This is a genomic window from Acinetobacter zhairuonensis (assembly GCF_022601715.1).
In the GTDB taxonomy this organism is placed as follows: Bacteria; Pseudomonadota; Gammaproteobacteria; order Pseudomonadales; family Moraxellaceae; genus Acinetobacter.
The window spans coordinates 86,976-107,681 of record NZ_JAKVIM010000003.1 but is presented as its reverse complement, the minus strand read 5'-3'; the positions used below and the strand labels follow the sequence as shown (position 1 = coordinate 107,681).

General features: G+C 40.8%; 27 protein-coding genes. 1 reads left to right on the top strand and 26 read right to left on the bottom strand.

Going from position 1 to position 20,706, the window contains the following annotated elements:
• The first annotated feature begins 141 nt into the window (after positions 1-141).
• The gene (locus MKI85_RS03595; RefSeq protein ID WP_241625325.1) at positions 142-1,050 is read left to right on the top strand and encodes a lysine exporter LysO family protein; all 909 of its coding nucleotides are present in this window, start codon (positions 142-144) and stop codon (positions 1,048-1,050) included.
• Positions 1,051-1,126: 76 nt separating this feature from the next.
• Here the strand turns inward: MKI85_RS03595 and MKI85_RS03590 are convergent, their stop codons facing one another.
• The 26 genes from MKI85_RS03590 to MKI85_RS03465 form a co-directional block, all read right to left on the bottom strand.
• The gene (locus tag MKI85_RS03590; RefSeq protein ID WP_241625057.1) at positions 1,127-1,339 is read right to left on the bottom strand and encodes a hypothetical protein; all 213 of its coding nucleotides are present in this window, start codon (positions 1,337-1,339) and stop codon (positions 1,127-1,129) included.
• Between the two features lie 74 nt (positions 1,340-1,413).
• Positions 1,414-2,094: an orotidine-5'-phosphate decarboxylase gene (gene pyrF / locus MKI85_RS03585; RefSeq protein WP_241625055.1), complete on the bottom strand. Its 681-nt coding sequence runs from the start codon at positions 2,092-2,094 to the stop codon at positions 1,414-1,416.
• Positions 2,095-2,130: 36 nt separating this feature from the next.
• On the bottom strand, positions 2,131-2,490 hold the full coding sequence (locus MKI85_RS03580) for a lipopolysaccharide assembly protein LapA domain-containing protein (protein ID WP_241625054.1): 360 nt from the start codon (positions 2,488-2,490) through the stop codon (positions 2,131-2,133).
• 19 nt (positions 2,491-2,509) lie between these two features.
• On the bottom strand, positions 2,510-2,815 hold the full coding sequence (locus tag MKI85_RS03575) for an integration host factor subunit beta (RefSeq protein WP_100242426.1): 306 nt from the start codon (positions 2,813-2,815) through the stop codon (positions 2,510-2,512).
• A gap of 161 nt (positions 2,816-2,976) precedes the next feature.
• Entirely contained in the window at positions 2,977-4,653 is a 1,677-nt protein-coding gene (gene rpsA, locus MKI85_RS03570) for a 30S ribosomal protein S1 (RefSeq protein ID WP_241625052.1), read from the bottom strand.
• Positions 4,654-4,761: 108 nt separating this feature from the next.
• Positions 4,762-5,445: a (d)CMP kinase gene (gene cmk / locus MKI85_RS03565; protein ID WP_241625051.1), complete on the bottom strand. Its 684-nt coding sequence runs from the start codon at positions 5,443-5,445 to the stop codon at positions 4,762-4,764.
• Between the two features lie 18 nt (positions 5,446-5,463).
• A complete protein-coding gene (locus tag MKI85_RS03560; RefSeq protein ID WP_241625050.1) occupies positions 5,464-5,895 on the bottom strand; it encodes an SRPBCC family protein in 432 nt (143 codons plus the stop codon).
• A gap of 61 nt (positions 5,896-5,956) precedes the next feature.
• Positions 5,957-6,469 carry a tRNA adenosine(34) deaminase TadA gene (gene tadA, locus MKI85_RS03555; protein ID WP_241625048.1) on the bottom strand — a complete coding sequence of 171 codons (513 nt, stop codon included), beginning with the start codon at positions 6,467-6,469 and terminating at the stop codon, positions 5,957-5,959.
• Between the two features lie 4 nt (positions 6,470-6,473).
• On the bottom strand, positions 6,474-7,598 hold the full coding sequence (locus MKI85_RS03550) for an enoyl-CoA hydratase/isomerase family protein (protein WP_100242423.1): 1,125 nt from the start codon (positions 7,596-7,598) through the stop codon (positions 6,474-6,476).
• The gene (gene ung / locus MKI85_RS03545; protein ID WP_241625046.1) at positions 7,595-8,308 is read right to left on the bottom strand and encodes a uracil-DNA glycosylase; all 714 of its coding nucleotides are present in this window, start codon (positions 8,306-8,308) and stop codon (positions 7,595-7,597) included. Before ung ends, MKI85_RS03550 begins: the two co-directional genes overlap by 4 nt.
• A 42-nt stretch (positions 8,309-8,350) precedes the next feature.
• Positions 8,351-8,947, bottom strand: a complete 597-nt coding sequence (locus MKI85_RS03540; protein ID WP_241625043.1) for a 6-pyruvoyl trahydropterin synthase family protein — start codon at positions 8,945-8,947, stop codon at positions 8,351-8,353.
• Between the two features lie 108 nt (positions 8,948-9,055).
• Positions 9,056-10,003, bottom strand: a complete 948-nt coding sequence (gene gspK, locus MKI85_RS03535) for a type II secretion system minor pseudopilin GspK (protein ID WP_241625041.1) — start codon at positions 10,001-10,003, stop codon at positions 9,056-9,058.
• Positions 10,004-10,043: 40 nt separating this feature from the next.
• Positions 10,044-10,670: a type II secretion system protein GspJ gene (locus MKI85_RS03530; protein WP_281070017.1), complete on the bottom strand. Its 627-nt coding sequence runs from the start codon at positions 10,668-10,670 to the stop codon at positions 10,044-10,046.
• A gap of 2 nt (positions 10,671-10,672) precedes the next feature.
• Complete coding sequence (gene gspI / locus MKI85_RS03525; RefSeq protein WP_241625035.1) at positions 10,673-11,044, bottom strand: type II secretion system minor pseudopilin GspI; 372 nt, start codon at positions 11,042-11,044, stop codon at positions 10,673-10,675.
• Complete coding sequence (locus MKI85_RS03520) at positions 11,034-11,603, bottom strand: prepilin-type N-terminal cleavage/methylation domain-containing protein (protein WP_241625032.1); 570 nt, start codon at positions 11,601-11,603, stop codon at positions 11,034-11,036. Before MKI85_RS03520 ends, gspI begins: the two co-directional genes overlap by 11 nt.
• A 15-nt stretch (positions 11,604-11,618) precedes the next feature.
• Positions 11,619-12,218 carry a TetR/AcrR family transcriptional regulator gene (locus MKI85_RS03515; RefSeq protein WP_241625030.1) on the bottom strand — a complete coding sequence of 200 codons (600 nt, stop codon included), beginning with the start codon at positions 12,216-12,218 and terminating at the stop codon, positions 11,619-11,621.
• A 54-nt stretch (positions 12,219-12,272) separates the two neighbouring features.
• Positions 12,273-13,046, bottom strand: coding sequence for a TatD family hydrolase (locus tag MKI85_RS03510; protein WP_241625028.1), 774 nt, complete (start codon positions 13,044-13,046; stop codon positions 12,273-12,275).
• A gap of 24 nt (positions 13,047-13,070) precedes the next feature.
• Complete coding sequence (locus MKI85_RS03505) at positions 13,071-13,412, bottom strand: PilZ domain-containing protein (protein WP_241625026.1); 342 nt, start codon at positions 13,410-13,412, stop codon at positions 13,071-13,073.
• Positions 13,413-13,424: 12 nt separating this feature from the next.
• Positions 13,425-14,411, bottom strand: a complete 987-nt coding sequence (locus MKI85_RS03500; RefSeq protein ID WP_241625323.1) for a DNA polymerase III subunit delta' — start codon at positions 14,409-14,411, stop codon at positions 13,425-13,427.
• Positions 14,412-14,423: 12 nt separating this feature from the next.
• Positions 14,424-15,185: a 3-deoxy-manno-octulosonate cytidylyltransferase gene (kdsB, locus tag MKI85_RS03495; RefSeq protein ID WP_241625023.1), complete on the bottom strand. Its 762-nt coding sequence runs from the start codon at positions 15,183-15,185 to the stop codon at positions 14,424-14,426.
• Positions 15,186-15,194: 9 nt separating this feature from the next.
• Positions 15,195-16,199, bottom strand: coding sequence for a tetraacyldisaccharide 4'-kinase (lpxK, locus tag MKI85_RS03490; RefSeq protein WP_241625022.1), 1,005 nt, complete (start codon positions 16,197-16,199; stop codon positions 15,195-15,197).
• Between the two features lie 3 nt (positions 16,200-16,202).
• Positions 16,203-17,930, bottom strand: coding sequence for a lipid A export permease/ATP-binding protein MsbA (gene msbA, locus MKI85_RS03485; RefSeq protein ID WP_241625020.1), 1,728 nt, complete (start codon positions 17,928-17,930; stop codon positions 16,203-16,205).
• Positions 17,930-18,352, bottom strand: coding sequence for an ExbD/TolR family protein (locus MKI85_RS03480; RefSeq protein WP_241625018.1), 423 nt, complete (start codon positions 18,350-18,352; stop codon positions 17,930-17,932). The genes msbA and MKI85_RS03480 overlap by 1 nt, the downstream gene beginning before the upstream one ends.
• An 8-nt stretch (positions 18,353-18,360) precedes the next feature.
• Positions 18,361-18,999 carry a MotA/TolQ/ExbB proton channel family protein gene (locus MKI85_RS03475; protein ID WP_241625016.1) on the bottom strand — a complete coding sequence of 213 codons (639 nt, stop codon included), beginning with the start codon at positions 18,997-18,999 and terminating at the stop codon, positions 18,361-18,363.
• Between the two features lie 26 nt (positions 19,000-19,025).
• Positions 19,026-19,913, bottom strand: a complete 888-nt coding sequence (locus MKI85_RS03470) for a ParB/RepB/Spo0J family partition protein (RefSeq protein ID WP_241625014.1) — start codon at positions 19,911-19,913, stop codon at positions 19,026-19,028.
• On the bottom strand, positions 19,910-20,692 hold the full coding sequence (locus MKI85_RS03465; RefSeq protein ID WP_241625012.1) for a ParA family protein: 783 nt from the start codon (positions 20,690-20,692) through the stop codon (positions 19,910-19,912). The genes MKI85_RS03470 and MKI85_RS03465 overlap by 4 nt, the downstream gene beginning before the upstream one ends.
• Positions 20,693-20,706: the final 14 nt, after the last annotated feature.

Below are 20,706 nucleotides of genomic sequence, written 5' to 3'. Positions count from 1 at the left end.
TCTATCAAACTACAATCGTATAAAAATATGCATCTAACCCCGTTAATCTTCCCGCAACAAAAATGCAATCTAACACACAAGTCGCTGCAACGATTACACAGTTAAGTTATGATGCTGCAACAGCAAATTAATATTCTTACCATGCAAGCCCTGATCCTGATTTCACAACTCCTGCTCTGCCTCGCTGCAGGATATCTATTCGCAAAAAAACTACCCATTCGCTTAGTTCAATTTTGCTTTAAAGTTTTACCTTATTTTTCCTACTTACTTTTGATCGGCATTAGCATGGAGTTCACCCATGCATTACAAGATATTCATGGCTCTTCTCAGATTTTAACCAGCGCAACCACGCTGGCTTTTCTGACCACCATGGGTTCATTTTTATGCTGTTTCGCACTGTATAAATTTATTGGGATTCAACCCACTTCAGGTAAAATTTCACTCGAGCTTTTACTTAGATCTTTCATCAGTATTTCCTATGCATGCTTAGCCTTAGCAGTCGGTTTCGTACTTGCCAAATTATTCGAAAACTATGGCTTACCCATCCAAGTTAACACATGGTATCTGTTACTGGCTTTTATGTTCTTAATTGGGCTTGATCTTGCCTTTAGCCCCTTAGATCACTCTTGGTTAAACTTGAAAATCCTGCTCGTCCCGATTGGTTGTATTATCGGTTCGATTATCGGTGCTTTAATTGCTAGCATGTTCCTTCAACATCTTCAACTCAAAGACCTGATTATGCTCTCGCAAGGGTACGGGTTCTATTCCATGAGTGGCATTGTAGTTTCAGAGCTAAAAAGCCCTGCGCTAGGTAGCATTGCGTTAATTAATGATTTATTCCGCGAGATTATTGCGATTATTCTGATGTATTGTATTGGCTGGCGTTACCCCCGCTCTGCGATCGCCTCAGCCGCAGCAACAGCTATGGATGTATCATTACCTATGGTTAAACAGGCTTGTGGCAATGACTTCATTCCACATGCAATGGTGAGTGGTTTTATTCTCTCTATTCTAGCACCCATCGCTGTAAGTGTACTTGCTGCACTTTAAGTACAAGACAACCTCCCTTGGTATTGATGTTAATAAGTTAACACCAAGGGAAATAAATGAAATTGAGCCAGACATACTAAAAATCTATATCAATATGGCCAACAAGATCTACTACTGCATCAATGACAACTGATCCAATATCCAACAAATCAATTCCAGATGACCAATCAGCAGAAGACTCCTCTTTCTTTTCTTCAATTAACTGCGTTTCCCCTAAAGTGTTCTGCAACCCAGCAACCTGCTCTTCATCACTAGCCCCATCAAGCTCAAATAATTTTTTATTTATCATCTATCCACCTTCTTAATATTCAATTCATAAAAAAGCCCTTCATTCGAAAGGCTTTCAATCAATTATTCATCATCCTAAAGCGTAGCCAAAATATCTTTTAACGTTTGGCGTGGATTGTCAGATTTCGTGATTGGGCGCCCAATAACCAAGTGTGTAGAGCCATCTAACATCGCCTGTTTTGGTGTCACAATACGTTTTTGATCATCTGCATTTGCACCTTCTGGACGTATGCCAGGGGTTACCAATGCAAAATCTTGCCCTAATAACTCACGCAACATCTTGGCTTCTTGTGCAGAACACACTACACCATCCAAACCTGACTCTTGCGTTAATTGTGCCAAACGTTTTACTTGCTCAAATGGCTCGATATCCAAACCAATATCACGCAAGTCTTCACGACCCATTGAGGTTAAAACTGTAACAGCGATCAGTTGAGTTGCATAATTGCCTGCTTTTAAACGCTCTACACAGGTTTCCATCATTTTACGACCACCCGATGCATGCACGTTAACCATCCACACACCTAAATCAGCGGCTGCGCAAACTGCTTGGGCTGTAGTATTTGGAATGTCATGAAATTTTAAATCCAAGAAAACTTCAAACCCCTCCGCATGCAAAGCTTTAACAACAGATGGACCCTCATGGGTAAATAACTCTTTACCAACTTTTACTCGACATAATGCAGGATCTAACTGCTCTGCAATGTGCAACGCATCAATTTGGCTTTTAGCATCTAATGCAACAATGATACTCAAGAGAATTTACCTTTAATCAGACAAAAAGAAAGCCCATTATAATGGGCTTTTATCATCGTTTGTTACATCAAATACAGTTTTTTCATGCCTTACATTCGCAGCTGCCTCAGCTGCAGCCAATTGTGCAGCTTGAATTTGTTCTTTGCGCAGGTGATCAATATCTTTACGTAAACGCTTAATCTCCCAACTTGTTTGAAACACACGGAATACTTGCACGCCAAGTAATAATCCAACCACCACACCCAATGCCAAAGTCAACAATAAAACTAAACCTAAGCGCATTGCAGGGACTTGTGTAAACAACAAATCGACCGTGACTTCAGTACCGTTCTGCAAAACCAAAGCCAACGAGTAACCAAATAGAATGATTAATATGGCGACCAATACATAACGCATATACACCCCACTTTTATTATTATTGATTTATAGCTTCATTCACTGCATCACGTAAAGCTTTACCAGGTTTGAAATGTGGAACTGCCTTTGCAGCAACTTCAACAGATTTTCCTGTTTTTGGGTTGCGACCAATGCGTGGTTCACGATGATGCAAGGCAAAACTTCCAAACCCGCGAATTTCTATACGACTATCAGACGAGAGCGCTGCAATCATTTGATCAATCATAATCTTAACGGCCTCTTCAACTAAAGGTTCCGCTAAGTGCGGGTTTTTTAGAGAAATACGCTCAATTAAGTCAGACTTATTAAGTGCTTCAGTAGTCATCTGCGACCTCTTTAATTATCAAGCTACTTGTACCTAAACTGATAATAACCTGTTTAAATACAAAACGGTAGCGCAATAATTAAATACTACGCTACCGTTTACAGTATTTGTGTAAAAAGTATTAGTTAAATTACATTAACAATACAATTTATACGACCTACTTAGTGGTTCATTTGAGCTTTGATCAAGTCACCAATAGTCTTAGGACCATTGTCTTGAGAAGTAGCTGCAGTCTTCAAGTTAGCAACTGCTTCTTTCTCTTCAGCTTCGTCTTTCGCTTTGATAGACAAGTTGATAGAGCGAGATTTACGATCTACGTTGATGATTTTCGCTTCAACTTCTTGACCAACTTCTAAGAATTTAGTTGCATCTTCAACGCGATCACGGTTGATTTCAGAAGCTTTTAATTGAGCTTCTACTTCGTCAGCCAACTTAACAGTAGCGCCTTTAGCGTCAACTGCAGTTACAGTACCTTTAACCAAAGCACCACGTTCGTTAGCAGCTAAGAAATCGTTGAACGGATCGCTGTTCATTTGCTTGATGCCAAGGCTGATACGGTTGCCTTCAGCGTCTACAGACAAGATAACCGCTTCAACAGTGTCACCTTTCTTGTAACGACGGATAGCTTCTTCGCCTTGTTCGTTCCAAGAAATATCAGACAAGTGAACTAGACCGTCGATACCACCTGGTAAACCGATGAAGATACCGAAGTCAGTGATAGATTTGATCGTACCAGAAACTTTCTCGCCTTTGTCATGGTTCTTAGCAAACTCTTCCCATGGGTTAGCACGAGTTTGTTTGATACCAAGAGAAATACGACGACGTTCTTCGTCAACTTCAAGAACCATAACGTCAACTTCGTCACCAATCTGAACAACTTTAGATGGGTGGATGTTTTTGTTAGTGTGGTCCATTTCTGAAACGTGTACTAAACCTTCAACGCCTTCAGCGATTTCAGCAAAGCAACCGTAGTCAGTTAAGTTAGTAACGCGAGCTTTAACGATAGAACCTTTAGGGTAACGGCTCATGATCGCTAACCATGGATCTTCGCCTAATTGCTTAAGACCTAAAGATACGCGGTTACGCTCTTTGTCAAATTTAAGTACTTTAACAGTAACTTCTTGACCAACTTCAACAACTTCTGATGGGTGCTTGATACGCTTCCAAGCCATGTCAGTGATGTGAAGAAGACCATCGATACCGCCAAGGTCAACGAACGCGCCGTAGTCAGTAAGATTCTTAATAGTACCTGTAACTGTTTGACCTTCTTCAAGCTGAGCAAGAAGAGCTTCACGGTCAGCTGAAGATTCAGCTTCCATAACAGCACGACGAGATACAACAACGTTGTTACGTTTTGCATCAAGTTTGATTACTTTGAATTCTAACTCTTTACCTTCAAGGTGAGTCGTGTCACGGATAGGACGAGTATCTACCAAAGAACCTGGTAAGAACGCACGAACTGGACCGATGTCAACAGTGAAACCGCCTTTAACCTTACCAGAAATAACACCAGTAACGATTTCGCCATCTTCAAAGATTTTTTCGAGTTTAGTCCAAGTTTCAGCACGCTTCGCTTTTTCACGTGATAAAACAGTTTGGCCCATACCGTTGTCAAGAGCTTCAACAACAACATCAACTGTATCGCCAACTTGAACTTCAAGTTCACGTTGTTCGTTTAAGAATTCAGCACGGTCAACAACACCTTCAGATTTAAGGCCAGTGTCAACAGTTACCCAATCAGAGTCGATGCTTACTACAACGCCTTGGATGACAGCACCCTTTTCAACGTTGAGGTTTAATTCGCTTTCTTCAAAGAGGGCTGCAAAAGATTCGGTCATGATATACCCGATAAAGTATGCGGTCTTGGATCAGACAAGGCCGGTTTAGTTATACGTCCACATAGTCCATAATAGACTGATCAAGCTATGCTTTCGCTATAAAATTCTTTACTTCGCTAATTGCTTATCGATATATTGAGTCATCAAATTAAACACTTCATCAATGTTTAATTCCGAGCTATCAATAATAAAAGCATCTGCTGCGGGTTTGAGCGGAGCGACTTCGCGCTCCATATCTCGTTTGTCGCGAGCTTCAATATTAGCTAAAATGTCGTTTATTTTAACATCCAGCCCCATACCCTGCAACTGTTTTACCCGACGCTCTGCTCGGGATTGTGCTGAAGCAGTTAAATAAATCTTCGCTTGCGCTTCTGGAAAGATCGCCGTTGCCATATCTCGACCATCAGCAACTAGACCCGGTGCCTGTGCAAATGCACGTTGGCGCTCAAACAATGCTGTTCTAAGCACAGGAATTGCTGCAACTTTAGATGCAAACTCTCCTACACGCTCTGTTCGAATGGTTTGAGTGACATCCTCACCCTCTAAAAAAATTTGCGTTTCATTTGGAGTTGTCACAAATTTTATGTCTAAATTTGTAGCAATTTCAGCACAACGATCTAATTGCTGATCCAGTACTTCTAATAAGTTCTGCTTATGCAACGACAAACCCAATAAACGATATAAAGCACCTGAGTCCAATAAATGGAACTGGTAATGTCCTGCCAGCTTTGCAGCTAGAGTGCCCTTACCTGAACCACTAGGCCCATCAATGGTAATAATATTTACTGTCATTGCTATTCCGTTTTTACCTTATACAGATTTTGCGAGTTTAGAAAAGCCTAGTTTAATCGCTGATTTAAGCTGTGCAAGGATTAATTTATTGACAAAAGGAACACGCGCCTGCAATTCAATTGTATAAGTCACCAATGTTGACTCAGGATTTAATGCCTCAAATTCAATTATGCCAAGATGGTGTTTAATCAATGGATTTTGAATAATTTTATATTCAATTCTTTGATTTTCCTGCATTAGCGTAATTTGTTCCTTTAATGGCTTTACAGGTCCTAAGCCTAATCGTCTAACTGAACCTAAACCATCTGGACGCTGCGGATCTGCTGAATCAACAACTCTCTCCACCTGAATGGGTGCAAAAGCCACATTATAGGTTGCATGCTTTGCTAATAAATCAAAGACTTGCTGCACAGGTGCATTAAATTTCTTTTGTACTTGAATCGAATTCATATATTCATCTCAATTTGACAATTATTATTGTCATCAAATTCTACATGAAATTTGATCAATTTTATGAACCATCCAGTTTTTGTTGCATTTTCTGTTCTTTCTTTTGCTGGCGTCGCATTCTAAAGAAATCACTCAATTGCTGAGAACACTGTACTTCTAGACACCCACCAAGCACTTCAAATTGATGATTGTAGTAACCTGTTTCTAATAGCTTTCGAGCACTGACCAACGAACCCGCCTTAGGCTCAGTCGCTGCAAAAACCACACGTGCAATACGTGCATGAATTAAAGCACCCACACACATAGTGCAAGGTTCTAATGTGACATATAAAACAGCATCAGCAGGAAGCCGATAATTTTGAAGGTTTTGACAGGCTTGACGGATCGCTTGAATTTCAGCATGTGCTGTCGGATCCATCAATGAAATGGGCGCATTATGCCCAACACCCAAAATTTGATTTTGACTCACCAATACCGCACCGACAGGAATTTCCTGTTCAGCGGCAGCCAATGCAGCCTGCTCAAAAGCAAGCTGCATCCAATATTCATCTGAATAAATTTCAAATTCGGACATTGCTTTAGGCAATCACACCATACTGCTTAAGAAGCTGATTCCAACTTTCAATGGTTGTTACAGGTGGGTTAGCGGATAAAATACCTTTTAAAGACATATCCGTTCCTGTACTCCATTCTGGTGCCAAATCTTTATCTACCAGACGTGCACGCACACCTTCAACAAAATCAGCATGGCGAATTTTCCAGTCAGAAATTTGTGTTTCCAACTCAAACACTTCATTCCAAGAATGGATTTGCTTGCCCCATTGCCACAACAGCCAAGTTAATGCAGCAGTTGCTGGAGAGCCTTTTTGCAAGTTTTCGCTGGCTTGACGTAACCAATCACTACGCGCATCACGTAAGCCAATAATCGACTCATAGTCATGCTCGAAATTCACACCACGGCAAACACTTTGAATGACATCCAACGAGTTTTGTAATGGGCCAGGTCCCACAGGACGATGCAGACTATTCAAAGTATCATCAATCGCGCGGAAATCCCCTGCTGGGTAATGCCCCCAATCAATATTAATGAGTTTATCCAACACTTTATCACGATGTGCATCACAGATATGCGTTGCCCAACCAATACTATAAGCACCCGCTGCAGTCATGATTGAACCAGTTAAACCTGTAAACAAACCAATCGCACCACGATCCGCTAAGAAACGGGTCGCACCTACATCTGGATATAAACCGATATTGATTTCTGGCATTGCCAAACGTGAATACGGTGTCACCATACGGAATGGTGCCGCCATAAACAAACCTAAACCACCACCCATCACATAACCTTCCCCCCAAACCAATACTGGTTTAGCGTAGTTATGTAAAAGCAGGTCTAATGCATACTCTTGCTCAAAGAATTTATTTGCTGCATCAACCTCAGAATTAATCACCAACTGACGTAATTTACGAACATCACCACCCGCACAAAATGCTTTCGGTGTGGTTGAATCCAGCCAAATTGCCTTGACGCGATCATCATGGTGAAAGTCCTGAAATACTTCCAATAATGCTGTAACAATTGATTCATCTAAAGCGTGCAACGACTTAGGGCGATTTAAACGGACAATACGCCAGCCATTAATCGCTTCTTCTACAAGAACGTCTGGATGATAATTTTTTAATACGGGAGAGTTTGTCATGCGTCCAGCTGCCAATCTATCGGCTCAATGCCATTATGTTTGAGATAATTATTTGTTTTAGAAAAAACCTTACATCCAAAAAAACCACCACGATTCGCAGCCAAAGGAGATGGATGTGCTGCTTTTAAGATGAGGTGTTTGTTTGGATCTATTCTTTGTCCTTTACGTTGAGCATAGGCGCCCCAAAGAATAAATACAATGTGTTCTCGCTGTTCATTCAATACATCAATCACATGATCGGTAAAATTTTCCCAACCACGTTTTTGATGCGAAGTCGGTTGCCCCGCTTCTACAGTCAACACACTGTTTAATAACAACACACCTTGTTCAGCCCAATGGGTCAAGTCACCATGTCGAGGAATTTCTACACCTACATCCGCATGTAATTCATGAAAAATATTACGTAACGATGGGGGTAAAGCTATCCCTTTTTGCACAGAGAAACTCAAACCATGCGCCTGATTGGGTCCGTGATACGGGTCTTGACCCAAAATCACAACCTTTACTTGCTCTAAAGGTGTCGTATTAAACGCATTAAAAATCAGACTGCTCGGTGGATAGATTTCTTTCTGCGCTTGTTTTTCCGACACCAAAAAATCTCTTAACTCATCCATTTGCGGGCTGAGCAAGAAATCACTGAGTCCATATTTCCAACTGGCATCAAGCTGAACTTTATCCAACTTGTGTAGTTGTTGATCGGTATAAGACATGCTTATTTCCTAATCCCTTAAAATTCTTTCTTAATTTGCAAATTAAATTTTTACTTGTAAATCCACACTTGGATTTTGGAATTTAAAACCTTGTTTCAGCTTTAGATACATCTGAGGATCTGTCCATTCCGACTGTACTTGCTCTGAAAATACAATCTCATCCAAAGACAAAATACCCATCTGCTCATTTTCAATATCTTCTAAAAAGCTTTGTGCATAACCTGTGTCTGTTTCATGCACGATCACAGAATAGACCTCTACATCACCTTCACCATTTTGTGTTTCGGTCGATGCAAGAATTTGCTGAGCCAAGAAGAAAAAGATTCGCGAGAATTGTTCTGCAGAAGGTGAAACAGGTAATGCCACCCAACGTGCACTGAATTTTTGACACGCTTGAATATATTCAGGATCATCATGCTGCCAAAAACAAATGGCATGATCAAAACTGTCAAAAATATCTTTGATAAGCCCTTTAAGCAAACCAAAGTCATATACCATTTGACCATGATCCAACTTCGAAGCTTTAAGTAATAATTCAACTTTATAACTATGCCCATGAATCGAACGCTTACAGCGATCCGATGTGCAGTTTCGCACAATATGCGCATTTTCGAACTTAAACAACTTACGAATTAACATGTGTCTGAATGGTATGAATCATCAATAAAATAATGCTAATTATAGAACAAAAGTGAACTAAAGCGCATTAATTTTACCATTTATCACGATCGGTCTTTTCTGATTGCATTATTCAGGTGCAAGCGAACGATAAAGCACATGTACTTTTTTATCTTCTCTGAGCAAATAAGTCTGAAATTGACGCTTTCTTTCACTTAACATGACCTCAATTTTGGCCTGAAAGTAACTAGATTTCACACCAAGCAATGCATTTAAAGCGGCTTGATTCTCATTTTTAGCTTGGGAGAATGGCTCTAGACTCCACAATTCATCGACATTGGAAAAATGTTCCATATTCCGCTGTCTTTGTTCCAATACAGCCTCTACTGTTTTGACATCCAAACTTTCAACCAAGCTCGCCAATACAATTGCAGGTGCTGTGTTGATATTCGCTTTAGCATCTTGAACTGCAATCGCACTCACATAAGGCGCGATCTGCAAATACTTTTCACCTTCAAAGCCGCGTACCATTTTAAGCTCTTCAACCGCATGAAATTTGCTATTTGCAGGCAAATAAGCATTCCTCAAGCCTCGATAATAACTCTCTTCTGCACCCATTGGACCTATGGTTTCGTTGTCTGCATCCTGCCAATCAATCACTGCTTCACTCAGCTGTGCATTTAATCCGACATTCGTCAGTAATCGTTCAAACCACTCCTTTGCAGCGACATTTACTTGCCCTGAGTCATCCACAAGACTATATAGATTGAACTTACCTGACTCATCATAGAGTTGCCCAGTAACATAACCATCTTCAACAGGGAATGCAGGCATGGGCTTCGCCCAGTTTTCCTGTAGATAATCGACATCGCCTGCATTATCTGCATCTTCAACCAATAACTCGGAAAAAAAAGTTTCAGCACTTTTGGCATACCATAACGACTGGTTCTGGCGCATCAAATATGCAGTATTTTCTGCAGTAAACTTTTGTCGCTGTGCAATCGTCGCAGCAAGAATGGTTGCCAAAGCCACCATCACCAAAATTGTAATGAGTGCGATACCCTTTTGTTTATTCATTTAGCATCTCATCATGAACTGCAACCTACACCCTAAATGCTTAACTATTTTGTTTTTTATCTAAATAATCTGTATTCAGCAAGCTAAAAATCCACTCATACGCTACACCATTCACCGTTAAATTGATTTTTATCCCCCGAGGTAAGCGCTTCTTGATCAAAGCATCATCAGATTGTCCTGATATTTCAGGCCAAGCGGAAACTTCGTTTGGATTCAACACGACCACCTGAAATTGTTCAACATTTTCCAGTAGAACACTGGATTCCGGCTGCGTCTGTGATTGAGCATTTAAACCACGAGTACGTAAACGATTTAAGGTTTGAGTATCCGCTTGATATTGATATTCAACGCGCTCTTCAGGAGGAATACCTTGTAATAAAGGATCCGTCACCCCCACCTTACTAAAAGTAAAACGACCATTTTGTAAGATTAAAGCAGGCTGAATTTCACTATTCAGATTTGAGGTTAATGGGGCAATCTGAATGGTATCTTTTAATATCTGTTGATAGGCTTGCTGCAAACTTGCCAATTTCTGTTCATGTTGTGCATTTCGCTCTTTAACTTTGATCAGGTAATCGAAAACTTTCCAGCCTAAAGCAGACAATACTGCAAAAATTGCAATTGCCACCAAAAGCTCAACCAAAGTAAAACCTGCACGTTTAGGCATAATCATGTTCTATTATTAAAAAAGACCAAATGTGTAACACCTGATTCAGCCTTACCCGTTTCTGTATTAAATAAACGTACCTGTATTTCGACCCGTTGTACATTTGGACTAATGGTCGATTGCGCACTTTTTTCTACCTGCCAGTGCTCACCTTGTTGCGACAACTGTTCAGATTGCGTTCCTTCCAGCCATTCACCTTTAATTTGCATTTTGGCGATTTCATTTTGTGCCAGAAATTGTGCTTTGGTTCGTAAAATTGCCTGTGCAGTTGCCTGTGTATATTGCATCGCCACTTTGGTTAAAGCCATTGCAGCAGTTGCAAATATTGCCAGCGCAACCATGACTTCCAATAATGTAAACCCTTTAGATTTCATTTATTTTACCTAAATGGTCAATTTGGATTTCAGGTCCAAGCTGCTGCTGGGAGAAATAAAACTGAACTCGTACTGGCTTTACTTCACCATTGCCCAACCAAATTAATTGCGGAGCTTGACTATTCAATAAAGCTGAATTTTGGGCATTATCATATTGATAATCGGTCGACTGAATTTGAAAACTCACATCATCGGGTAAAGGCTGGACTTTAAAGGCTGGATACTCAGCCCATGTAGATTGATTCGTTGAAGGAGTTCGCTCGGTACCAATCTGTTGATTTGAATGATTTTGTTGATATTCTACAACTGCATATCGAAAAGGACTTACATCGGTTGCCGGCTGTACATTTAAAGCCAAAACACGCGATTGATCGTTTGCTTCATGAGCGATGCGCTGTAGATTCATTAAAAATATTTCACGAGCTTGCATTGCTTTACGCTGATCAATCCCACCAAAGTTCATCATAATTAATGAGGTCACAATCGCAATGACCACAATGACTACCATGACTTCAATCAGTGTAAAACCGCGAATTGAAGCTTGATGATGAACAGTCATAACTTGTTCTTTATTTTAAGCGGTTACTTGCTTAGGCAAAGCAAGTGCTTGGTCAATATACGCCACACGCAAGGTGTCACGCGAACCTAAATAACGCTGATAGAAACTTGAATTTAAGATTGCCGCTGCACCATGGGTTAGCGACCAAATCGAAGCCAAATAATCACGTACCGACATTGAGCTATGAATTGAAGCCAGATAATTTTCAGTCATATTAATAATAAGTCGTAAGCGGTGACGTCTGACTTTATACAACTCACTAAATAAATGCTGAATGCCCTGACCAGTAATGGACAGACGCTCCTCAATTTGATGGAACAATACTGTACGCTCAGGATGATGCAGATGATGCAACATAAAGAAAGCCAAATGTTCAGGAAAAGCCTTCTCTGAATCCATAATCATTTCAAGCAACATACGCTCATTACGAATTATCAGCAGCATGTAGAGTTCATCTTTACTTTGAAAGTGCTTATAGAGCGTACCCTTCGCCAAATCCAGCTCTGCCGCCAGAGCATCGAGTGTCATACCTGATTCGCCATTTTCCAGCAACAATTGCTCAGCCACTTGAAAAATTAGGGTTTCTCTTGCTCGAAACTGAGCTTGACGATCCATCTTCACTCTATACTCTCTTCAATTCTTATATTCAGTCTAAAACTACACAGGCGATTACTTTAATTGCAGCAAATTTTCAAAATTCTGTGTCGTGATTAATGCCATTTCTTCCAGCGACTTATCATATACATCGGCCAAGGCTTTGGCTACATACGGCACATATTTTGGCTCATTTGTTTTACCACGATATGGCACCGGGGCAAGATATGGACTATCAGTTTCAATTAATACCCGATCGAGTGGCACTTGCTTGGCCACATCTCTTAAATCTTGTGCATTTTTAAACGACACGATCCCTGAGAACGATACATAGTAACCACAATCTAATACTGCTTTGGCTGTTTCCCAGTCTTCAGTAAAACAATGCAAAATCCCATGCGTCGATTTCTCTGCACGAATGATATCCACCGTGTCATGCTTGGCGGAACGAGTATGCACCACAACAGGCTTTTTCACCATTTGCGAGGCGTGAATGTGACGGGCAAAACATTCTTTTTGCTCCTGAATAAAATCAGTGCTGTGAAAGTAATCCAGACCAGTTTCACCAAGTGCCCAAACCTTATCTGCCTGAGCCAGTTCAACCAAATACTCGGTTGTTGCTCTTGCCATGGTAGCGGCATCTTCACAAGGATGCACTCCGACGGTATACCCCACATCAGCATGGCGCGCAGCAATCTCCGCCAAAGCGATATGATCATCCAGATCGACCGAGATACTCATGAATTTTGTAACGCCAGCCTCTCGCGCTTGCGCCAAAGCCTGATCTAAATCTCCACCATAAGGAGTTAGATCCAGCATGGTTAAATGACAATGAGTATCTACAAACACAATTTTTTCCTATTTCCAACCAAATTACATGGTGTAACTATAACGACCTTCGGCTTTAAAGCCTGCGAGAAGTTTTTCTGCCTCAGATTTAAAGTAAAGCCCTTTTTCACCCGACAACTGCATACCAAAACCTTGTGGCTTAATGCCATTCTGCTTTTGTGAAATCCAGATCACTTTACCAGTTAAGGGAATTTTTTGAGACTGATCAGGCAATGTGGTCAATACGAAAACCTCATCACCTAACTTAACTGCTTGCTTTGAAGGAATAAATAAACCACCACCTGCAACATAAGGCATGTACGATTTGTACAGTGTTTCCTTATCTGAGATATTTGCATGAATAATACCGCCCATACGTGGTTGCATTGTATTTCCCCTTTAAACATTCATTAGTTTTATACAAAGTTGATCGAGTACTAGATTTGTTTGTACGTTTTGCTCGATAAACTGTTTGGACTGTTGTAAATCTGAATATAAATTAAAAAGCGTTTCTAAAGAATATTGCTCCGCCAGCTGAGCCAACTGTAAATCAATATTTTTGATTGGCTGATTTAGCTTGACACAAATCAGATCAGCCAACAAGTACTCATACATACGACTAAAAGCGTCGAATGGCAAAGCCTTCTGCCATTTGGTCGCAATTGCGATCGGCATATTTTTATCTGCGACTAATTTTTGCCAATCATTTAAAAAGTCCTGACGTAAATTCAGCCATTCACTCTGAGCTAGTTCAAGTGCTTGAAGGGGCATATCATTGGATAGATTCAACAACAATTGAAGTTGTGTTTGATTAAGTTCCGAAGCTAGATGTTCTGATAAATAATTCTGTGTTTGCTCAGTACTGATTCGATCTAACGCAAAATGTTGTAATCGACTGCGTATGGTGGCTGGCAATTTAAGATAGTGCTCTGCCAATAAAATAATGACTACACGATCACCAGGCTCTTCCAGCGTCTTCAACAGCGCATTTGCTGAAGCCGTATTCAATGCTTCTGCGGGCTCAATCACAATCACTCGCCAACCATCTACGGTTTGCTGTACAAAAGGCAATAAATCACGAATTTTTTCAATTTTGATTTTGGCATTTTGCTTTTTATTGTCTTCATCCGTCGAGATATAGACATAATTCGGATGCGTATCAGATTTTAACCACTGACAGCTACCACATTCGCCACAAGGTGCATTACGTAAATGGCGTTGTTGGCACAGAATCCACGCCAAAAAATACTGGGTAAAGGCTTCTTTGCCACAACCTTGCTTGCCATAAAACAATAAGCCGTGCCCTAACTGTGGGAAACGCCCTGTTAAGGTGTCCCATACATTTTGCTGCCATGGAAAAATTTGCGGTTGTAGTTCTGTCTGCATCATCAATCTGTCTTATTCAAAATGCGCAACTTCCATGGCATTTAAGCGATCAAGATCTTCTTGTGTGTCTACCCCAGGTGGTAGATTGGCTTCAGCAACTGCAATCGCAATACGATGTCCATTTTCTAGCACACGCAATTGCTCTAGACTTTCGAGCTTTTCCAATACACCCATTTCCCAAGTCACATATTCTTGCAATAAGCTAACACGATAAGCATATAGACCTAAATGACGAAAGGCTTGATTGTGTGGTGCTGGATTGACTAGTTTTGCACCATCACGATCATAAGGAATGGTTGCACGGCTAAAATAAAGCGCTTGGTTAAACTTCGACTTCACCACCTTTACGATGCTGTCACGTTGGAATTCTTCCATGCTATGAATCGGTTCGCACAGTGTCGACATTGAACAATCAGGCTGCGCGACCAAAAGCTCAGCGACCTGTTTCACCAAAGTTGCTGGCAATAAAGGCTCATCACCCTGCACATTAACAATAATATCGTCTTTATCCCAACCTTTTAAGCGAGCAACCTCACTTAAGCGGTCCGTACCTGATGGATGATCTGCACTGGTGAGCACCACGTCCACACCTTCTGCACGACAAACTTCAGCAATGCGCGCATCATCAGTCGCCACACATAAGTCATCAAACCCTTGCACTTTTTTTGCCTGATCTACTACACGTAAAATCATTGGACGACCATGAATTTCCAATAATGGCTTACCTGGTAATCTTGAGCTGGCAAAACGCGCAGGAATGACGATATGTTTCATAATTCACTCTTATTCAATATGAATGCCTAAATCAGCCAACTGCTGATTGAGCACTCGATAACATGCACTTGAAAGTACAGCTTCAACTGGGACCACCCAAATTTCACGATTAAAATCTGGATGCTGTTTTAAAATTGGCAGAAGTTTGACGGCATCTTTTTCCGTGGTAATTATTGAATTACTGTCTTCAAACTGCAAATCTGTTAATTCATAATCATGATGATCTGGAAATTCATGACACTGAAATTGCTTAACCCCTAAAGATTCAAGCGTACGGTAAAATCGTTGTGGAAATCCAATCCCGACGACTGCATAAAAGTCCTGATCAGGATTAAAAGGACTCGCCTCTAAAACATTGAGTAAATACGGTTCAGCCACTTCTAAATGCATATTTAGTTCTGATTCAGGTTGAGCCGCATGTTCAATAACCGTGCCAGAGTTTAAACGGCTTTTTGGTTCACGCAGATAGCCTTCTGGTAATAGTTTCTCATTCCCCAATCCACGATTACGGTCTAATACAATCCACTCCAGTTGTCTTGCAAGCGCATGATGTTGCAAACCATCATCACTAATAATGAGATCTAACTCATGCTTTGCTAAAAGCAATTCAATGCTGTGTTGTCGATTAGAGCCAACAACCATTGGAGCACCTGTAGACTGTACGATCAAACATGGTTCATCACCAACTTGGACAGGCGTTGCCTCTAGTCCCACATAAGCAGGAAATGGACCCTTACCCCCATACCCACGGCTTATAATACCTACACGCACATTATTAGCTTGTAGATAATTCACCAGATGTATGAGTAATGGCGTCTTACCACTTCCACCAACCGTAATATTACCGATAATCATCACGGGCACTGGCGCGGTATAAATGGTTTTCAAACCTTTTTCATAGAACTTTTTATTAAGCCAAAATCCAAAATGATATAAGCATGACATAGGACGCAGCACAATTAACCACTTTGCCTGTCGATTCCACGCATTTTGAATAAATTGTGCGACTGACATTGCTTAGTTTTCCTCAAAATTACGTTGATGTAACTGGAAATAGGCACCACGTTTTTCAATCAATTCAGCATGAGAACCATGCTCAACAATATGCCCTTGATCCATCACCACAATACGATCTGCATTTTCAATGGTGGATAAGCGATGTGCAATTACTATTGTTGTCCGATCCTGCATTGCTGAATCAAATGCACGCTGAATAAAGTATTCTGACTCATTATCTAAAGCACTGGTTGCTTCATCTAAAATTAAAATCGACGCATTTTTTAAGATTGCACGTGCAATCGCGATACGTTGGCGCTGACCACCCGATAGATTCAAGCCTTGTGCACCGAGTTGCGTATCATAGCCTTGCGGAAGTGCCATAATAAAATCATGTGCATAAGCAGCTTTAGCAGCAGCAATCACCTCATCATCGGTTGCATCTTGCAACAAACCATAAGCAATATTTTCACGCACTGTGCGGTTAAATAGCACCACCTGCTGATTCACCATGGCTATTTGAGAACGCAAACAATTGACTTCAATCTCATCAATTGGATATTGATCTATCAGCAACTGACCCGAACTGAATTCATGGAAGCGCGGCAACAAGTTAACTAAAGAAGTTTTACCCGCGCCTGAACGACCAACCAAAGCGACCGTTTCGCCAGCTTTGACCTGTAAATTAAAATCTTGGATAGCACGATGTCCATCTGCATAAATTAAATTCACATCTTTAAACTGGATATCACCTTTTAACACAGGGGTCAAAGTACCTGTATTTTTCTCTTCAGGCAGATCAATCAATTCAAATACAGAATGCGCTGCTGCCATACCGCGTTGTAATTTTTCATTCACATCGGTAAGGGTTTTGATTGGCTTGCTCAGCATCCCTGCCGCAGTAATATAGGCAACAAATTCACCTGCAGTTGTGTCACGCAAAATTTCAGGACGCAAAGCAATCCACATGATAATACTCATAGCAATGGACATGATGAACTGCACAATAGGGCTGTTCATCTGTTGTACCACGACCATTTTCAAACCACGTTTGAGGTTTTCAAGGGAAGTCGCTTTAAAACGCTCTTGCTCATAAGCCTGCCCACCAAAACCCTTTACCACAACATTACCATTGACTGTTTCTTGCACCACATGGTTCACATCGCCCATGGTGTCCTGCACTTGTAATGACAATTTACGCATGCGTTTAGATGCTTTACGAATCAATAAACCAATGAGTGGCGCAAAAATCAGAATAATCAGGGTTAAACGCCAGTTGGTATACACCAAATAACCCAACAAGCCCAAGGTGATTAAACCCTGCTGAACGATGGTTTTTAAGGACTCAGATGAAGCAGCCGTTAACTGCTCCACGTTATACATAATCTTAGCGGTGATATGTCCACTGGTATTGTCTAAATAATACTGCGAAGGTAGACGCATTAACTTTGCAAATACCTCCTGACGGATATCAAACACCAAATTACGGGAAATCACTGCAGTAAAATAACCACCAATAAATGACCCTAGACCACGAAAGAAAAACAACAATATAACCAAAAATGGAATCAGGTTGGTAAAACTCTGATCCCGATGTTGAATAGCTGTAATAATTTTTTCCAGCAACTTAGCAATAGATACTTCGGTTGCTGCGTTAATAGCAAAACCAATGACAATTAAAATCGCTACGCCCCAAAATCGCTTTAGATAGCTTAAAAGACGTAGATAGACCTTGAAATCCTGATTCACTAATAACCTCGAGATGGTACTTTGGTACTAATATTAATATTTACAAAACCGAGCTGCCCCGCAACATCCATCACACGAATAACATCTTGGTGAGTGGCTTTGGCATCTGCTGCAATCACAAACATTAAATCACGTCGCTCATTCGAAATCTGTTTAATTGCAGTACTTAAATCAGCAACTTCTTTACTCGATAAAGCCTGTCCATTCACAGCATAGTGACCTGAAGAATCTACAATCACTTCAATTTTTTGATTGTATTGCTTCGGAGGCACCCCTTGTGCATCAGGCAAGGTCAAGTTCATGCGACTAAATTGATTAAATGTTGTCGATAACAGCAAAAACACCAAGATAAACAATAAGCAGTCAATCATTGGTGTCAAATTAATATGAATATCTTCAACATGCCTACGTTTGAATTTCATCTTCTACCTTAGCCTGCTTTACGGAGTTCTTGTTCTTCAACAGCAGAATTTTGGTAAAAAAGTGCTGCATGAAATAATGTAGCTTGTTGTTCTAATTCAGCCACATATTCCTGCACCAAACGCTGAAAATAGCGATAAGCAAATAAAGCAGGAATGGCAATCAGCATACCTGCTGCTGTAGTGATTAGGGCTTTTGAAATCCCCGGAATCATCATGGTTGGGTTGCTATTGCTACCCATATCAATCACTAAGAAAGACTCAATAATCCCAACTACAGTACCCAACAACCCCAACAATGGTGCTACAGCACTTAAAGTACCTAAGAAATTGATATTTTTTTCCAAATAGCCAATTTCTTGAGATGCAGTCGCTTCCATCTGCGCACGTGCATATTGCTCGGAGTGTGTTTTGCTTTGCAGACCTGAGACTAAAATACGCCCAAGACTGCTCGTCTGCAGGCTCTGACTATTTTGTAATTGTTGTACGACCTGCTGTACATCCGCCCCACCACTTAACAGTAGTTCTTTTGGCAACACAATTGAACGTTTTAAACGAATAAAACGTTCAATCGCAATTGCAACTGTAAAGATAGAGCATAAAACCAGTGGAATCATTAACCATCCACCAGCTTTTACTAATTCCCACATTATTCTTCCCCAAGAATTTTAAAAAATTAATCAGCTAAACAAATATTCAAAATACCATCCAGCTCATCGAGTGAATGATAATGAATGACCAGTTTGCCTTTACCCTGCTTATTATGATCAATTTTTACATCAGCACTAAAACGCTCAGCCAAACGCTGCGTTAATTGATGTAAATCTGGTGCAACTTCCGTTTTTGCTTTTTCAGTTTTCGGTGTAGTCAGTTCACGCACCAACTGTTCTGTTTGACGTACTGACAAACTTTTCGCAATAACTAACTCAGCGACTTTTATTTGTTCTTTTGCTTTCAGAGTCAGAATGGCACGCGCATGCCCCATGTCGAGCTCGCCTTGCTGCATCATGTCTTTCACAGGTTCCACCAAGGTAAGTAAGCGCAGTAAATTACTTACCGTCGTCCTTGCTTTCCCCACTGTGTCAGCAATTTCTTGATGGCTTAAACCAAACTCATCATGGAAACGTTGCAGCGCAAGTGCTTGGTCAATTGGGTTTAGATCTTGACGTTGAATGTTTTCAATCAAGGCCAATGCAATTGCGACCTGATCATTCAACTCACGCACAAGTGCTGGAATTTCAATCAATCCCGCCAATTGAGCCGCACGCCAGCGACGTTCACCCGCAATAATTTCATAAGGATATACTTCGTCTGCAATCGGACGAATTACGATAGGCTGCATCACCCCGTGTTTTTTAATGGATGCCGCTAATTCCTGCAAATCATTTTCATGTATAAAACGACGTGGTTGATATTCACCACGTTTAAGCAAATTAACATCAATTTGCTTCAGCTGACCATAATCTAATGCTTGCACTTCAAGTTGTAATTTTTCTTTTTGGATTGAACCAAGCAAGGCATCCAGACCACGACCTTTGGCAAGTCCGCGTTTTTTTATGGTCATGCTTTACTTCCTTTCTTCACTTTGCTTTTCTTTAAAATCTCAGCTGCTAAATTTAAATAAGCAACTGCACCCTTTGAACTTTTTTCAAAATAAATAATTGGTAACCCGTGCGCTGGTGCTTCAGCTAAGCGAACATTACGCGGAATCACGCAGTCATAGAGTTTTTTACCAAAGTACTGTTCTAATTCAGCAGATACATCACGCGTTAAGGCATTACGGCCGTCATACATGGTGCGCAGTACACCTACAACTTCAAGCTCAGGATTTAATGCCTGTTGAATACGATCAATGGTTTGCGTTAAATCAGCCAAACCTTCAAGCGCATAATATTCACATTGCATTGGAATAATCACACCTTGAACCGCAGCTAAGGCATTCACAGTAATCAAACTCAAACTTGGCGCACAGTCCACAATAATATAATCAAAGGCATGATCTATACTTTGCAAAGCATCACGCAAAATAAACTCACGACCGTCTTGTTCTGCGATCGCAAGTTCAACACCCGCTAAGTCACGGTTTGCACCAAGAACTTTATAACCGACTTCCGCTTTAGTAATTGCCGTTTCAATTGGCACTTCACCCAAGAGTACATCTGTGACTGAATATAGCAGGTCATTCTTTTGAATACCGGACCCCATCGTCGCATTACCTTGTGAATCCATATCCACAAGTAAAACTCTTTTTTTCAGCACGGCTAATGATGCTGCCAAATTAACTGCGGTTGTGGTCTTCCCTACGCCACCTTTTTGGTTTGCAATCGCAATAATTTGAGCCATGACCCCAGTCCTTC

Coding starts and splice junctions, on each gene's coding strand:
- MKI85_RS03595 (WP_241625325.1), top strand. CDS start 142: ATGCAAGCCCTGATCCTGATTTCACAACTCCTGCTCTGCCTCGCTGCA.
- MKI85_RS03590 (WP_241625057.1), bottom strand. CDS start 1,339: ATGATAAATAAAAAATTATTTGAGCTTGATGGGGCTAGTGATGAAGAG.
- MKI85_RS03580 (WP_241625054.1), bottom strand. CDS start 2,490: ATGCGTTATGTATTGGTCGCCATATTAATCATTCTATTTGGTTACTCG.
- MKI85_RS03575 (WP_100242426.1), bottom strand. CDS start 2,815: ATGACTACTGAAGCACTTAATAAGTCTGACTTAATTGAGCGTATTTCT.
- rpsA (WP_241625052.1), bottom strand. CDS start 4,653: ATGACCGAATCTTTTGCAGCCCTCTTTGAAGAAAGCGAATTAAACCTC.
- cmk (WP_241625051.1), bottom strand. CDS start 5,445: ATGACAGTAAATATTATTACCATTGATGGGCCTAGTGGTTCAGGTAAG.
- MKI85_RS03560 (WP_241625050.1), bottom strand. CDS start 5,895: ATGAATTCGATTCAAGTACAAAAGAAATTTAATGCACCTGTGCAGCAA.
- tadA (WP_241625048.1), bottom strand. CDS start 6,469: ATGTCCGAATTTGAAATTTATTCAGATGAATATTGGATGCAGCTTGCT.
- MKI85_RS03550 (WP_100242423.1), bottom strand. CDS start 7,598: ATGACAAACTCTCCCGTATTAAAAAATTATCATCCAGACGTTCTTGTA.
- ung (WP_241625046.1), bottom strand. CDS start 8,308: ATGTCTTATACCGATCAACAACTACACAAGTTGGATAAAGTTCAGCTT.
- MKI85_RS03540 (WP_241625043.1), bottom strand. CDS start 8,947: ATGTTAATTCGTAAGTTGTTTAAGTTCGAAAATGCGCATATTGTGCGA.
- gspK (WP_241625041.1), bottom strand. CDS start 10,003: ATGAATAAACAAAAGGGTATCGCACTCATTACAATTTTGGTGATGGTG.
- MKI85_RS03530 (WP_281070017.1), bottom strand. CDS start 10,670: ATGCCTAAACGTGCAGGTTTTACTTTGGTTGAGCTTTTGGTGGCAATT.
- gspI (WP_241625035.1), bottom strand. CDS start 11,044: ATGAAATCTAAAGGGTTTACATTATTGGAAGTCATGGTTGCGCTGGCA.
- MKI85_RS03520 (WP_241625032.1), bottom strand. CDS start 11,603: ATGACTGTTCATCATCAAGCTTCAATTCGCGGTTTTACACTGATTGAA.
- MKI85_RS03515 (WP_241625030.1), bottom strand. CDS start 12,218: ATGGATCGTCAAGCTCAGTTTCGAGCAAGAGAAACCCTAATTTTTCAA.
- MKI85_RS03505 (WP_241625026.1), bottom strand. CDS start 13,412: ATGCAACCACGTATGGGCGGTATTATTCATGCAAATATCTCAGATAAG.
- MKI85_RS03500 (WP_241625323.1), bottom strand. CDS start 14,411: ATGCAGACAGAACTACAACCGCAAATTTTTCCATGGCAGCAAAATGTA.
- kdsB (WP_241625023.1), bottom strand. CDS start 15,185: ATGAAACATATCGTCATTCCTGCGCGTTTTGCCAGCTCAAGATTACCA.
- lpxK (WP_241625022.1), bottom strand. CDS start 16,199: ATGTCAGTCGCACAATTTATTCAAAATGCGTGGAATCGACAGGCAAAG.
- MKI85_RS03480 (WP_241625018.1), bottom strand. CDS start 18,352: ATGAAATTCAAACGTAGGCATGTTGAAGATATTCATATTAATTTGACA.
- MKI85_RS03475 (WP_241625016.1), bottom strand. CDS start 18,999: ATGTGGGAATTAGTAAAAGCTGGTGGATGGTTAATGATTCCACTGGTT.
- MKI85_RS03470 (WP_241625014.1), bottom strand. CDS start 19,913: ATGACCATAAAAAAACGCGGACTTGCCAAAGGTCGTGGTCTGGATGCC.
- MKI85_RS03465 (WP_241625012.1), bottom strand. CDS start 20,692: ATGGCTCAAATTATTGCGATTGCAAACCAAAAAGGTGGCGTAGGGAAG.